Source organism: Gillisia sp. CAL575 (assembly GCF_000403785.1).
Classification (GTDB): Bacteria; Bacteroidota; Bacteroidia; order Flavobacteriales; family Flavobacteriaceae; genus Gillisia.
Map to the genome: position 1 here is coordinate 25,880 of NZ_APHJ01000017.1, position 13,248 is coordinate 39,127.

A 13,248-nucleotide genomic window follows, 5' to 3' on the forward strand; every position below is an offset into this window, starting at 1 on the left:
GAAACTAATAAATTTAATAATTAACTAAAAACTGAGTATTATGGACAACAAATTTTTGAAAAGTGTTTTAGCAGGAATTGTAGCAACGATTGCGATGACTATTCTTATGATGATTGCTGCAAAATTAGGAATGCCTAAAATGGATCCACCACAACTGTTAGCTACTACTATGGGAGTTTCTGTGGTAATAGGCTGGATTATGCACTTTATGATAGGTATTATCTTTGCCTTAATTTACGCCTACATAATTAGCGGAATGCTCACAAAAATAAGTTCGATTTTATTGAAGGGTGTTATTTTTGGAATCATAGCAGCTGTTATTGCAAAAGTGAGTATGACGCTTATGAGCAAAATGTTCGATTCAATGCCAGAACCTTCTGGGGATATGCTATTGTCATTATTGGGTTTAGTTATGGGTCATATTCTATTTGGAATTGTGGCGGTTTGGATTATAGATCGCAAATAATAAAAGTAAGATAGGAGGAGCTGGAATTATTTTTTTTATTGAAATATGAATTATCTCTCATAAAATCTTTCACTTAAAGTTGGATAATATGTCGCAAAAGCATCAGCTAAAGTATATCGTAATTTCCGATCTTCATTTGGGTGAAGAAGACAGTTTATTCACTCAAAATAAGAATGGTTCAAACGAATTGTTGGAAGCTTTTAGTGATTGCATGGCAGATTTGCTATATCATTTCAACGGAAATCATGAGCTTCCAAAACTGGTCCTTAATGGGGACATTTTAGGTTTAGCTTTTAGCACCTATCCCGAAAGTTTAAGTGCTTTTCATCATTTTGTGAAAGCAATGACTGTTCAAAATAAAATTTGTGATAAGGTAATTTATATTCCGGGGAACCACGATCATCATATCTGGCAATTGACGATGGAAGATGATTATCAGCAAAAATTATTAGATAGAACGGCAGATTCCAAATTTCCGGAAAGGACAGCAGCAACAGGTTCATTATACGCGGACGGATTAAAAAGTAATCTTTTAGAATCTTTTATGAAAAAGGAGGAAATCTCTCCCACAGAGTTGAAAGTCTTCTATCCTAATTTTTTACTTCCGGCACCCACAAATGACACGCCTTTTATCTTATTTCATCACGGACATTTTGCTGAAAACACCTACCATTTTATTTCAAAATCTTTGCAGGCGTTGTATCCAGAATTAAAATCACCCGAAGGGACTGGGAATTTAGAATTACAAAACGGTGCTTGGATCGATTTTGCATTTAGTCAATTAGGTAGAAGTGGGGAAGCAGGAACCTATTTTGAAAAATTAATGCACACTTTAAGTAATAAAGAGGAATTAGAAAAACAAAAGGATCAACTAGCAAATAATATTGCTAAAAATGTTGATTTCCCTTATTTACCTTTTCATTGGATGGAAAAGTTTTTGGCCAAACGTTTGCTGAGTAGTATATCCGACAGAGTTAGAGGCGAACGCTATAAGGGTGGAGTTACGTGCTCTGATGAAACTATGCAAAACTTACTAGCCTATTTTAATAAGTTTTGTAAGAGTACGCTCAAAGAAAATGGATGGACAGATCAACCTCTACAGTTCGTTTGGGGTCATACTCATAAACCTTTCGAGAAAATAACAGCGTCTGAAATTTTTGGAAAACTTAAAATAACCAATACTGGCGGTTGGGTGCTACCTCCACAAACCAGTCCTAAACACGGCGCATCCATTGTTTTGATAGACCAAAATAATGATGTTCAATCACTTCGTGTTTTTATGGATTTTGAAACAGGAGATAAAACAATTTTCAAGGTTGAAACGGCTGATGATAAAACTATGACTGATTTTGGAAAAGCGATAGAGCAAAAGATTTATCAGGAAAACAAATTAAGTCCGTTGTGGGAAACATTTAAGAATAAGTTAGAATCAGAGATTGCATTGAGAAGAAACTAAAGTCATGAAAAGAGATACAGAGGTACTTATTATTGGGTCGGGTTTTGGAGCATCTGTTGCTGCCCTTCGTTTTTCTGAAGCAGGTAAGAAAGTAACTATATTGGAGCGCGGTGGCCGCATCACCAGAGAAAATTTTGAAGCCGATGATGATATGTTTTGGCAGCCAGACAAAGGTCGCTATGGAATGAATGATTTTCAAAAACGGGGAAAAAATGTTATTCCTTGGCTTGGCGCAGGTGTTGGCGGCGGCTCTCACGTTTATGCAGGAACATTAAAGCGACGGGATTTTTTTGATGATTTCCCGAGCGATATAACAGTTTCAGAAATGACCCCATTTTATGAGCGTGCCGAAGGTATGATGGATGCTATGAAATATCCAGATTATCCACCTTATAATAATCTGCCATCTTACCAAATTTTTCGCAAGGCAGAAAAAAAAATGCAGGCGAAATATCCAGAAATGGTGGAGAAGCAAGGAGATATTTTATTAGCAATTTCTTATGCGCCAAAAGATGGCAAACCCGGTGCGACTTTTACAAATAAATATGGTGCAAAACAGCGTTATTCGGATCCAGATGAACAAAAAATATTAGGTGGAGAAATTGATGTCAAAAATACTTTGGACAAGAATTATCTGTTCCAAGCAGAAAAAAATGGAACTATAATTCACGAGTTTCGTGAAGTGACAAAAATTGAAGCACTCCCAGAAAGTGGCTATTTGGTACATTGGAAAGACCCACGCAAAGAATCTCAATCAACCGGGAAAATAAGTTGTGAGGTTTTAGTGTGTGGAGCAGGAACTATAGGAACTACTGCATTATTGCTTCAAAATAAATATGTACATAAAACATTACTAAATATATCTGAGAAGTTAGGCACAACTTATTTTTCAAACGGAGATTACGTCACTTTTTTAGTTCCAAAAAAAGGCTTACTTCTTTCTTGGGTAGGTTTAATTACAGCAGTTGTCGGTTTAAGTATTTCCAAATCGTCGGTCACAATTCCGGGCATTGCTGCCTATCTTTTGGGTTGGGCTATTTCTGGCAAAAAACAAAAACCTGATACGGGAACTACCAACAGTGATTACATTAAATTTAAACATCGAGATGGTAGCCCGCAAGGGATGTACATTGAAGGAGGTCGCTATCCTACGCCATTAAAAGCATCTGCAGCCATAGCGACGAGCCTGATGGGAACATATAAACCAAGCAGTTATAAAAAAATAAGTAAGGTTGTGGATTCTACGGGGAAATATGTTCCTATAGTTGAACTCATTGAAAGGACGTGGCCAATTCCGCTGTTAATGATGGGTCGAGACGATGCCGTGGGAAGTTTTAAACTTGATAAAGAGAATAAAGCAATCATTGACATCAATTTAGCCGATAATGATGCGTACGTAACATACTTAGAAAAGTGGGGAAAAATATTCAGCAAAGAAGCTAACAGTTATTTTATGCCAAATGTTATCGCCAAAACATTAAAAATAGTTGAAGTACCTCACAGTATGGGAGGCTGTTCGATGGGAAAAAATGAATTATCTGGAGTTGTAGATAGCTACGGAAGAGTTTTTGGATATGAAAATTTTTTAATCTTGGATGGTTCCATATTACCCTGTTCCCTTGGGCCCAATCCCGCATTAACCATTCTGGCTTTTGCTGAACGCTCGATGGAAACTGTAATTCCTCAAATGGAAGAATTTGGAACTATTAAGACACCTTAAATACCATCTCCATGAAAAATCGATTTTTAAATATTCAAGATGTAGTTTCAGAAATGAGTAGAGAAACTATCTCGAATACATTAAAATTATCTCCTCTTAAGGCGCTTATACTGTCTGTTTTGGCTGGGATGTTTATTACGTTCGGTGCGCTTTTTTCAATTTTGATTTCAGCTGGGGTAGAAACCCTTGGTATTTCATTATTACTTCAAGGTTTTGGATTTTCAGTTGGTTTTTTTATGGTTATAATGACAGGGTCACTTTTGTTTTCTGAAACTAATGTGGTACTACCTGCTTCTATATTGAGTTGCACATCTAAACAAATGATAATGGGTGCGTTCAAATTTTGGAGTATAGCCATTGTTGGGAATATCATTGGCGCACTTATTACTGGAGCATTGATCAATTTTGCGCACGAATATCCACCGGAGTTTAATGAAACTCTTTCCCATCTAATTCATAAGAAAATGCACTATTATGATGTGCATACATCAACAAGCTGGTTGCAAGCAGTCGTATCTGGAATGTTCGGGAATATGCTGGTAGGTATTGCAGCGACAATCGCGCTAATGGGGAAAACAATTATAGGAAAATATATTCCAATATTTTTAGCAGTTTCCGTTTTTGTAGCTGCTAATTTTCAGCACAGTCCCGCAAATATGGGATATTTTTCATTGATAATGCCTACTGGTAACGGCCCGGGGTGGTATGATGCCGCAATGTGGAATCTATTACCAGCAGCTATTGGGAATATATTAGGCGGAATTTTCTTGGTGGCTCTTCCATTATGGTTTGCAATATCACGAAAGAAGGATCCAATTGACCATCAAAGTTAAAATGCAACATTAAAAGAATACAGCTATGTGTTTTTGGAAACCGAACTGACAAAAATTACCAATATTTTTTGACTGGACAGCTCTTCAAAGTCCTATAGGATACGAATTATAGGAAGCGTTTAGAAAATTTAAGATATTTTAAAAACCAACGCCATGTTAAGCATTATCATCCCGACCTATAATGAGGCCGAACAGATTGCACAAACCATAAGCAAAATACATGTGGCCAATCGCAATTATGATGTAGAAATCATTGTGGTAGACGGAGGCAGTACGGACGATACTATAAATACGGCTAATAAATACGGAGCTTCTGTAATACATAGCAAATACAAAGGCCGTGCAGCACAAATGAATATGGGGGCATTAGTAGCGAAACACGATATTCTTTATTTTTTGCACGCCGACAGTATTCCGCCTCATGATTTTACTTCAGGGATTTTCGAAGCCTTTAATAAGGGTGCGAAAAGCGGATGCTTCCGACTGCAGTTTGATTCTGATCACTGGTTCCTAAACGCTAATGCATGGTTCACCCGGTTTAACTTGAACGCCTTTCGTTTTGGTGACCAAAGCTTGTTTGTTACGAAAGAAATATTTCAAAAGGCCAGCGGTTTTCGGGAAGACCTGTTGATGATGGAAGACCAAGAAATCGTCAGTCGCCTTAAAAAGTTTGGAAAATTTGAAGTCATTGATGATTATGTTACCACTTTGGCAAGAAAATACCAATACAACGGTGTTTATAGGATGCAGAGCATTTTCTTTCTTATTTGGTCACTCTATTATCTAGGTTATTCCCAGGAAAAATTAATAGAAATTCGTCAAAAACTGATTAAAAACCACAAATTATAATATGAATTGCTCTAAAGAAAAAGAACAATAAACTTAAAATGACAACATTATGGGCATTGAAAAATATGATATAATAGTAATCGGCGCAGGGTCAGCAGGGCTAAGTGTAGGCCTGACTATGAATACGCTTGGCTTTAAAGTCTTGATGATTGCAAAAACTGATCACCAAATTGGTGGGGAATGCTTAAATGATGGCTGTGTTCCCAGCAAAGCATTAATTCATGTAGCAAAAATAATCCGTCAAGCAAAAAAGGCTGAAGCGTTCGGGATGCATCTCAACGGAAAACCTGATCTAAAAAAAGCTACGGACTACATTACCCAAAGGCAGGAGATTATTCGTAAACATGAAAATGCCGCGGAGCTGCGTGAGCAAGGAGTTAGTATTGCATTAGGTGAAGCAAAATTCACGGGCAAAAAAGAAGTAACTGTCAATAACATCAAATACAAGGCAAAGAATATCGTTATCGCAACCGGATCAAAACCTCGAATACTAGATCTACCTGGCATAAAAAATGTAAAATATTACACAAACAATAATGTTTTTTCAATTGAAAATTTACCTGTAAATATCTTGTTTATCGGTGGAGGTCCCATCGGAATCGAATTAGCACAAGCTTTTAATAGTCTCGGTACAAAAGTCACTGTTGTACAACACGGCAATACCATCCTAGAGCATGATGATCTGCAAGTCACTTCCGTTCTTTTGCAGCAACTCCAGCAGGAGGGAATCGAAATTATGCTTAATGCCGAAGTGGAGCGTTTTACTTCAGCTGAAACGGCCAACATAAAATTAAAAGACGGAGTAATCAGAAATATAAATTTTGACGCTGTTTTTGTCGGCATCGGACGTGAATTACCTTTAGATTCCTTGCATCTACAAAATGCAGGAATTAACATTAAAGAAGGGAAAATTCTTTCCAATAAATATCTGCAGACCACGAACAAAAATGTTTATGTATGTGGTGATGTCGTTGGTGATTTGATGTTTTCTCATGCGGCAGAATTTCATGCCCGGATTTTGGTTAATAACTTTCTTTCCCCATTCAAAAAAAAATTAAACAACGATCATATGTCTTGGGTCACATTCACCGATCCTGAAATAGCTACTTTCGGACTTAATGAAAAACAATTACAACAGAAGAAAATTGCATATGAGAAACTTGAACACTCGTTCAATGCGGATGATAGGGCAATCACAGATCAATATCAATTCGGCCGGATGATACTTTATATAAGCAAAGGCAATTTTTTAAAAAAAGAAAAGATTCTCGGGGGGACAATGGTTGCTCCGAATGCGGGAGAAATGATACAGGAGTTGATCCTTGCAAATATATCAGGCTTATCTACACAAGAAATTTTCGATAAAATTTATCCGTATCCCGTGGCATCAAGAGTTAATCAACAGCTAATTGTAAAACATAAGCAAAAAATGATTTCTCCCCGATTGAAAAAATTAATACAAATCGCATATAAAATTTTTAACTGATGGAATGGTTTGAAATTTTTAAAGACTGGTTTTTAAGCCTTGGAGAAAAATACAATGTCAATCCATTTATTTTTGGTGGAATCTACTTGGGTGCTATCCCTTTTTTCTTCCTCTCTCTATCCTGGACAATTAAAAGAATTAGGAATAAAAAATCATTTGTATTTCCTACACTGCTTACCGGACTGTTTTTTATTTCGGCTTATTTGTACCTCTTAGTTGCTGGAAGAAATATTCCTCTTTGGGTGTATTTTTTTATTGGCATAATGGTATTATACGGTATTTATTCAACTGTTAAAAAAATAAGAAAAAAAACAAAAAATCAAACTGACCGATGATTCCCAAATCTGCTTTCTGTGCATAGAGTATCTTGTGTAATTTTTGAATATTGTTAGTATTGTGATTTTTTAGGCTTTTGCTAAAGCGCAATTAGGATAATTTTAGGGTAGTCCAAGAAATTTAGAAATGTTATTTTCTTCAACTTCAACTTTAATTTATAATCTTATAATAATAATTTGTAAAACTCTCTTAGGGAGATTTTTATCAGTGAAAATCTGAAGTGATTCGGTTTTTAGGAGTGAAAAAATAGCTTATTATTGCTGAGGTTGCAAAATACACCTTAAATATACCCCATTTTGGGTATTTCATATCCCGCCTTTTGGACTTAACTTAGTTTTCCCGTTTTTTCGGTAATGGGTATAATTCAAGTTATTTCAATGTAGGGTAGAAATACTTGAGTCTTATCTAATAAAAATTATCGGATTAATATTAAAACCTTTCAGTTCGCTGGAAGGTTTTTATTTTTCACACATTCTTTATTCGGCGAAATAAATTTTCTGATTGATGATCTTAAGAATAGATTTTCAGAAGAAAATAGACAATCAGAATTATGGATCTAGGAATTTGCATATATATCATTTTGGTGAAAGCTTAGTTTACTGAAAACATTCTTTAACTTCCTTTAAAACTTTTTTAGTCACAATCTATTTAGTTTTTGGATATTTGAATTACTATGTGAAGAATTATTGAAATTAGGTCTGGAATTTGATTTTAAAGATGAAGAGTATGATAGATAAGGATAATTTTATAGATAAAAATATAAGCATCACTATACCAGTTATAATTGGTTATAAGATCTTAGAGAAATATTTAGGAGGAAAACTGGTAGGGAAGATCCTATCTAATGAAAATAAGCAGGGTGAAAAATCTAACTATGCAATGGTGTTAGATGTTTCTATAGAAAAAAGTAATTTGGAAGGATTTGATCTACTTTTAAATATAACTTTAAGGACGCTCACCAATCTTTTCAAGAACAGAGAGGTTAAAATATTTTTTCATGCAGCTCTGGAATTGGATAAAGAACTTCAACAAGTTTCTCTTAAAGATTTTGAGATAGATGGTAAAACACAAAATAGGTTTGCAGATAGATTATTGGAAACTGTGGTGAATAATTGGATGTATAGTAAACTTAAAAAGAAAATGCATTATGATTTAATGCCACTTTTAAAGGAAAAAGTTACAGCCTTAAATCTGGAATTAGAAAATAAGTTAGAGGCAAAAGCTGGAGTAAACTTATTGGGATCCATAGATAAAGTAGAAATTTCCAATCTAAGGGCGGGTGAGAAAGAATTGTGTATTTCGGTTTCGGTTCTTGGTACAGGACTTATAGAATTAGAAAAACTAGAGTTGTAGGTGCATCTTAGAAATTTCAACTTTCTAGCTTTATTCCATGTCAAAAGCATTTACGTACAAAATTACGTCTACTAAGGACTTTATTTCTAGTTTATTTTTTATGTTTTTCCAATGTTTCCGGAGCGTTTGAACTGAAATAAATAATTCGTCTGCCACTTCCTGATGTCTCATTCCTTTGGAAAAAATAACCAGAATTTCTTTTTCCCGTTTAGTTAGTTGAGTGAACTTGGAGATATTTGTTTTAATAAAATTATTTTCTTCAATAAGAGCGCCAAAAGATTTTATGGTATTAGAAATATCACTAGATGGTCTTTTTATTTTAATGATTGAGTTCCCTTCTTCATCTACCCCTTCAAACAGGATAGTAATTTTAGTATTAGTTGTTGGATTTGTTTTGGTTTCGGTCATCCAAATTCTAGCTTCTTTTTCCGTAGCAAAGTGTAATGGAGATATAATAGATTTTCCTTCCTTAAAAGAATTCATAACGCTTAAATGCACCAATACATCTTTCCCTACTACAAAGGCAACTTTTTTATTTCCATTTTCTACGCAGGGAATATTCACATGCTCCTCAATCCAATTGTATATTTCATAAGTTATAGGGAAGCAAAAATTTTCCTGAAGCCATAAGGTATTGGAGGGTTTATATTCTTTACAGAAGTCGGTAAAAATGAGAAACTCATTTTTTAGATCTTCAGGAGATTCAGGAGATTCTTTCCAGAATTGCACAAAGCAATTGTTCTTTTTCTCATAATGAATTGAGAGTAGGTCACTTTCGTAAACTTTCATTGTCTTATTTTTAAGCCTATATGGCCAAACTATTGAAAATATTGGATTTCTTGAGCAGTAATATTATCAGGGCAATAGTAAACTTATCAAAAATTAGCAACCAATCAAGTTAAATTCGAAATGATTTCTATTAAAATTGAGAATTAGCTAAATTTTTATCTTCTAAAATATTTATAAAAGCATTTACATCCTTCTTTTTAAAATAATGATAAGTGAATGTATCGCAATTATCAAACTCAAATTATATGTGAATAATTTTTCATCTCTTTTATAAATAGTTCAATTAAGCAGTCTTTATTGAAGATAGATGATTCTCTTTTAGAAAAAATACCTTGATAATCTTGGGAAGACTTAAGCTTATCACTTATATTGTGTTTTTCACAAAAAAAATTCGAATATTTAAATTATTACATGATAAAATTAAAGCATTTTTCTCTTTTAGCCTTATTACTAATTACCTTAACTAATTCTATAGCCCAAGTTCCATCTGCTGGGGATATGACGGTCAACTTAGAGCTATTCAATCCATCTTCTGAAATTAATAATGCTGTTGCAAAAGTTGAAGTTGAAGGTGGAGTTGCTCCTTATAAATACAAATGGACCAATGTAAATACTCCATTAGATGTGAGAAAATCTACTGGTTTAATCGAGGGGATGGAACATTCTGTTGTCATAAGTGATGCCAATGGCAATATTGTTTCAGAGAAATTTACCATCCCAGCAAAATCAATTACCGAAATTTTCAACAGTAAAGTACAACCCGCAGTAGATATACTTGGAGCAGTTCTTTTTTGGGATGCATTTGCCACTCTGGGAATATATGATCCAGTGGTTTATACTTCTCATAGAAATATTCCGCTTCCAAAACGTAAAGTGATCATAGACGAGGAATATCAATTAAAAAAGTGGTTGGTTGCAGATGGTATGCAAGTAGAGGATGGTGAGGAAATTGCTTTATTGGAAAATAATCAAAGCGAAGAATTATCTGTTTATGCTTTAGCCGATGGTACTTTAGAGCATATATCTAAGGAAGGGGTTACAATTTCAAGTATTCCCGAAACCGGCGCTTTCAAGGTTCCGCTCTTGGCGAAAATTATCTTTGAAAAGCCTCAGCCTCTTTTGTATCCAAATGGAGATACCAAAACCAATAACATTCCTTTCATTGTTATCTGGCTTATTCTTGGAAGTATTTTCTTTACGATCCGCTTAAAGTTTGTAAATATTCGTGGATTTAAACATTCTATAGATTTGGCAAGGGGAAAGTATGATGATCCCGATGCTCCTGGAACAATAACGCATTTTCAAGCTATGGCAACTGCTGTTTCTGCCACTGTAGGATTAGGAAATATTGCAGGTGTAGCAGTTGCAATTTCTCTGGGTGGTGCTGGAGCTACTTTTTGGATGTTTCTAGCCGGATTTTTTGGGATGTCTTTGAAGTTTGCCGAATGCACTTTGGGAGTAAAATATAGATTCATAGATGAAGAAGGTCGGATTTTTGGTGGGCCTATGAATTATTTGAGATATGGTTTAGAAAAACGAAATCTTAAGCATTTAGGGAAATTTCTGGCAATTCTTTTTGCGGTTCTTGGAGTTGGAGCCTCATTTGGTGGCGGTAATATGTTGCAGTCTAATCAAGCTTTTAAAATAGTATCTGAACAAATTCCCATTTTACAAGGCCAAGGATTCTGGTTCGGAATTGGGTTTGCTATGCTGGTAGGTGCAGTAATTATAGGGGGAATTAAAACTATTGCTAAAGTCACTGCGAGGGTGGTTCCTGTTATGGCCATTCTATACGTACTTGGATGTTTAGTGGTGATAGGATATCATATAGAATTTCTTGGTGGAGCTTTTATGGCAATTGTTGATGGTGCATTTTCTGCTGAAGCATTAAAAGGTGGATTCATTGGTGTGCTTATTATAGGTTTACAACGTGCAGCTTTCTCTAGTGAAGCGGGAGTTGGTTCTGCGGCGATTGCCCATAGTGCTGCCAAAACTAATAACCCTATTGCAGACGGTTTTACTTCTTTGGTTGAACCTTTCATAGATACGATGTTGGTTTGTACAATGACGGCCTTGGTATTGATATTTACGGGAATGCATGAAGTAAATAGCGGTTTGGGTGGAGTAGAACTCACCTCTGATGCTTTTGGAAGTGTAGTTTCCTGGTTTCCTACAGTTTTAGCGGTCGCTGTATTTTTATTCGCCTTTTCTACCATGGTTTCTTGGTCTTATTACGGGATGCGCTCTTGGACCTTTCTCTTCGGAAAGAGTAAAAAGATAGAACTGATCTATAAAGTTTTATATTTAGGTTTTGTGGTATTGGGCGCTTCGGTAAGTTTGGGAGCAGTGCTAAGCTTTGCTGATATGATGATCTTGGCTATGTCTTTTCCAAATATAATTGGATTGTATATAATGGCTCCTGAAATAAATGCCGATATGAAAATTTACTGGCAGAAATTAAAAGATGGGGAATTATTTATCAATCCAAAATTCCTGAAATCTGAAGAATAATTACTGTAAAAGGATCATTCAAGCCTTTTTCTTTAGAATTCATATAAGGACAATAATAACTTGAGAGTAAGCAATATATCAAAAAACCCTTTCAGTTCTCTGAAAGGGCTTTTTAGTTTATAAATTTTTGAAGCCAAAGAGATAGATAGACCACCTATTCATTCTGAAAAATTTCCTCAATACTCAAATTAAACAACTTGGAAATTTTAAAGGCTAATGGTAAACTTGGATCAAATTTCCCTTTTTCAATAGCATTGATGGTTTGTCTTGAAACAGCAACCATTTCGGCAAGTTGCTGTTGAGTTAGTTCGTGTTCTGCTCTTAATATTTTTATCTTGTTTTTCATCGGTATCTTGAAGTTCCAATTAATACTCCAGCAAAATAGGTAATCCCAATAAGGATCACCAAATGGGAGATCTCTGCATTATAACTAATAAGATTGGTTTGATCTAAAGAAGAATAAGCAAGTCCAGCCACTACAGCTAATCCAAGCGCAATTCCCATAGCTTCTAATTGGATCTTACGTTGTAATTCGTCTAAACCTTTAAGATGTTTAATATTGGCGAAGATCATTCCTATCCCTACTAAGAAATTTATTAGAATTGCCAATCCGCTTAGGAGGCTATTTCCTTCCCATAGTAATAAAGATCCAAAACTGCTTATTGCCATAGTTACTAACCAAGCCCCAGTCCATAATGCCAAATTAATAGTATTCTTTTTTGTGAGCTCTGCTCGCGGTTTTGATTTTTCTTTCATAATAATTAATATTTAAATGTAAAGTTTGTTTTACAAATATAAACTTAAAATTGAATTAAGTAAAGTTTTAATTACAAAAAGTAAATAAAACTTTACTTTTAGAATATGTTTGCAAATTTGAAGAGAACTCTGGAATTGATTTTAATTTATCTAAATAAAGTCAGATTATGAGTAGACAAGGAGCTTTTAGGCTTGATCTCTGTAAAAATTTTTGATTAAAGAGTAGGAATTTCATAAATTTAAATCCACTAAAACTTAATCATGGGAAAATTTGAGATCAAAAAAGACAAAGCAGGTGAATTTAGATTTAATTTAAAAGCATCTAATGGACAGGTAATTTTAAGCAGTGAGGGTTATAAAGCCAAGCCTTCTTGTAAGAATGGAATAGAATCTGTTAAAAAGAACTCACAAAGTGATTCTAATTTTGAAAGAAAAGACACGAATGGAAAATACCGTTTTAATTTAAAATCTACCAATAGCCAAGTTATAGGTACTAGTGAATCTTATAATTCTTCTGCAGCTATGGAAAACGGAATTGCTTCAGTTATGAAAAACGCTCCAGATGCAAGTGTGGAGGACAATAGTTAATTTATAATCTTACCAAATATATAGAAGCCACCTTTTTTTTGGTGGTTTTTCATTTCATTTACATCAAATATCTTCACATATTTTTGGTTAATAACCTCTTGATAA

At 34.6% G+C, this 13,248-nt stretch carries 13 protein-coding genes; 10 read left to right on the forward strand and 3 right to left on the reverse strand.

The annotated features are described in order from the left end of the window. Positions 1 to 40: 40 nt before the first annotated feature. The 8 genes from I130_RS00270 to I130_RS00305 all read left to right on the forward strand — a co-directional run bounded on the left by I130_RS00270 (position 41) and on the right by I130_RS00305 (position 8,499). Positions 41 to 466, forward strand: coding sequence for a DUF6789 family protein (locus I130_RS00270; protein WP_034917248.1), 426 nt, complete (start codon positions 41 to 43; stop codon positions 464 to 466). An 88-nt stretch (positions 467 to 554) separates the two neighbouring features. Then, a complete protein-coding gene (locus I130_RS00275) occupies positions 555 to 1,922 on the forward strand; it encodes a metallophosphoesterase (RefSeq protein ID WP_034917251.1) in 1,368 nt (455 codons plus the stop codon). Positions 1,923 to 1,926: 4 nt separating this feature from the next. Further along, positions 1,927 to 3,642 carry a GMC family oxidoreductase gene (locus I130_RS00280; protein ID WP_034917256.1) on the forward strand — a complete coding sequence of 572 codons (1,716 nt, stop codon included), beginning with the start codon at positions 1,927 to 1,929 and terminating at the stop codon, positions 3,640 to 3,642. Positions 3,643 to 3,653: 11 nt separating this feature from the next. Continuing rightward, a complete protein-coding gene (locus I130_RS00285; RefSeq protein ID WP_051119563.1) occupies positions 3,654 to 4,475 on the forward strand; it encodes a formate/nitrite transporter family protein in 822 nt (273 codons plus the stop codon). 153 nt (positions 4,476 to 4,628) lie between these two features. Beyond that, on the forward strand, positions 4,629 to 5,324 hold the full coding sequence (locus I130_RS00290; RefSeq protein ID WP_034917260.1) for a TIGR04283 family arsenosugar biosynthesis glycosyltransferase: 696 nt from the start codon (positions 4,629 to 4,631) through the stop codon (positions 5,322 to 5,324). 49 nt (positions 5,325 to 5,373) lie between these two features. Further along, entirely contained in the window at positions 5,374 to 6,810 is a 1,437-nt protein-coding gene (locus I130_RS00295) for a dihydrolipoyl dehydrogenase family protein (RefSeq protein WP_051119564.1), read from the forward strand. Next, the gene (locus I130_RS00300; protein WP_034917265.1) at positions 6,810 to 7,145 is read left to right on the forward strand and encodes a hypothetical protein; all 336 of its coding nucleotides are present in this window, start codon (positions 6,810 to 6,812) and stop codon (positions 7,143 to 7,145) included. The genes I130_RS00295 and I130_RS00300 overlap by 1 nt, the downstream gene beginning before the upstream one ends. Before the next feature lie 727 nt (positions 7,146 to 7,872). Continuing rightward, the gene (locus I130_RS00305; protein WP_034917269.1) at positions 7,873 to 8,499 is read left to right on the forward strand and encodes a DUF4403 family protein; all 627 of its coding nucleotides are present in this window, start codon (positions 7,873 to 7,875) and stop codon (positions 8,497 to 8,499) included. 30 nt (positions 8,500 to 8,529) lie between these two features. Here the strand turns inward: I130_RS00305 and I130_RS16145 are convergent, their stop codons facing one another. After that, positions 8,530 to 9,288 carry a response regulator transcription factor gene (locus I130_RS16145; RefSeq protein WP_051119565.1) on the reverse strand — a complete coding sequence of 253 codons (759 nt, stop codon included), beginning with the start codon at positions 9,286 to 9,288 and terminating at the stop codon, positions 8,530 to 8,532. Positions 9,289 to 9,699: 411 nt separating this feature from the next. On the opposite strand from I130_RS16145, the gene I130_RS00315 reads away from it, so the two are divergent. After that, the gene (locus tag I130_RS00315; RefSeq protein ID WP_034917272.1) at positions 9,700 to 11,799 is read left to right on the forward strand and encodes an alanine/glycine:cation symporter family protein; all 2,100 of its coding nucleotides are present in this window, start codon (positions 9,700 to 9,702) and stop codon (positions 11,797 to 11,799) included. Between the two features lie 154 nt (positions 11,800 to 11,953). Here I130_RS00315 and I130_RS00320 read toward each other — a convergent pair whose 3' ends face one another. After that, positions 11,954 to 12,145 (reverse strand): helix-turn-helix transcriptional regulator, encoded by a 192-nt coding sequence (locus tag I130_RS00320; protein WP_034917277.1) that lies wholly within the window; start codon positions 12,143 to 12,145, stop codon positions 11,954 to 11,956. Further along, complete coding sequence (locus tag I130_RS00325) at positions 12,142 to 12,555, reverse strand: hypothetical protein (RefSeq protein WP_034917281.1); 414 nt, start codon at positions 12,553 to 12,555, stop codon at positions 12,142 to 12,144. The genes I130_RS00320 and I130_RS00325 overlap by 4 nt, the downstream gene beginning before the upstream one ends. Before the next feature lie 261 nt (positions 12,556 to 12,816). Here I130_RS00325 and I130_RS00330 point away from each other — a divergent pair, with 261 nt between their 5' ends. Next, the gene (locus tag I130_RS00330) at positions 12,817 to 13,143 is read left to right on the forward strand and encodes a YegP family protein (RefSeq protein WP_034917283.1); all 327 of its coding nucleotides are present in this window, start codon (positions 12,817 to 12,819) and stop codon (positions 13,141 to 13,143) included. The last annotated feature ends 105 nt before the right edge of the window (positions 13,144 to 13,248 follow it).

What these genes read in the sequence shown, in the direction of transcription:
- I130_RS00285 (WP_051119563.1), top strand. Translation starts at nt 3,654, where the DNA reads ATGAAAAATCGATTTTTAAATATTCAAGATGTAGTTTCAGAAATGAGT.
- I130_RS00320 (WP_034917277.1), bottom strand. Translation starts at nt 12,145, where the DNA reads ATGAAAAACAAGATAAAAATATTAAGAGCAGAACACGAACTAACTCAA.
- I130_RS00305 (WP_034917269.1), top strand. Translation starts at nt 7,873, where the DNA reads ATGATAGATAAGGATAATTTTATAGATAAAAATATAAGCATCACTATA.
- I130_RS00325 (WP_034917281.1), bottom strand. Translation starts at nt 12,555, where the DNA reads ATGAAAGAAAAATCAAAACCGCGAGCAGAGCTCACAAAAAAGAATACT.
- I130_RS00315 (WP_034917272.1), top strand. Translation starts at nt 9,700, where the DNA reads ATGATAAAATTAAAGCATTTTTCTCTTTTAGCCTTATTACTAATTACC.
- I130_RS00330 (WP_034917283.1), top strand. Translation starts at nt 12,817, where the DNA reads ATGGGAAAATTTGAGATCAAAAAAGACAAAGCAGGTGAATTTAGATTT.
- I130_RS00280 (WP_034917256.1), top strand. Translation starts at nt 1,927, where the DNA reads ATGAAAAGAGATACAGAGGTACTTATTATTGGGTCGGGTTTTGGAGCA.
- I130_RS00295 (WP_051119564.1), top strand. Translation starts at nt 5,374, where the DNA reads ATGGGCATTGAAAAATATGATATAATAGTAATCGGCGCAGGGTCAGCA.
- I130_RS00290 (WP_034917260.1), top strand. Translation starts at nt 4,629, where the DNA reads ATGTTAAGCATTATCATCCCGACCTATAATGAGGCCGAACAGATTGCA.
- I130_RS00300 (WP_034917265.1), top strand. Translation starts at nt 6,810, where the DNA reads ATGGAATGGTTTGAAATTTTTAAAGACTGGTTTTTAAGCCTTGGAGAA.
- I130_RS00270 (WP_034917248.1), top strand. Translation starts at nt 41, where the DNA reads ATGGACAACAAATTTTTGAAAAGTGTTTTAGCAGGAATTGTAGCAACG.
- I130_RS16145 (WP_051119565.1), bottom strand. Translation starts at nt 9,288, where the DNA reads ATGAAAGTTTACGAAAGTGACCTACTCTCAATTCATTATGAGAAAAAG.
- I130_RS00275 (WP_034917251.1), top strand. Translation starts at nt 555, where the DNA reads ATGTCGCAAAAGCATCAGCTAAAGTATATCGTAATTTCCGATCTTCAT.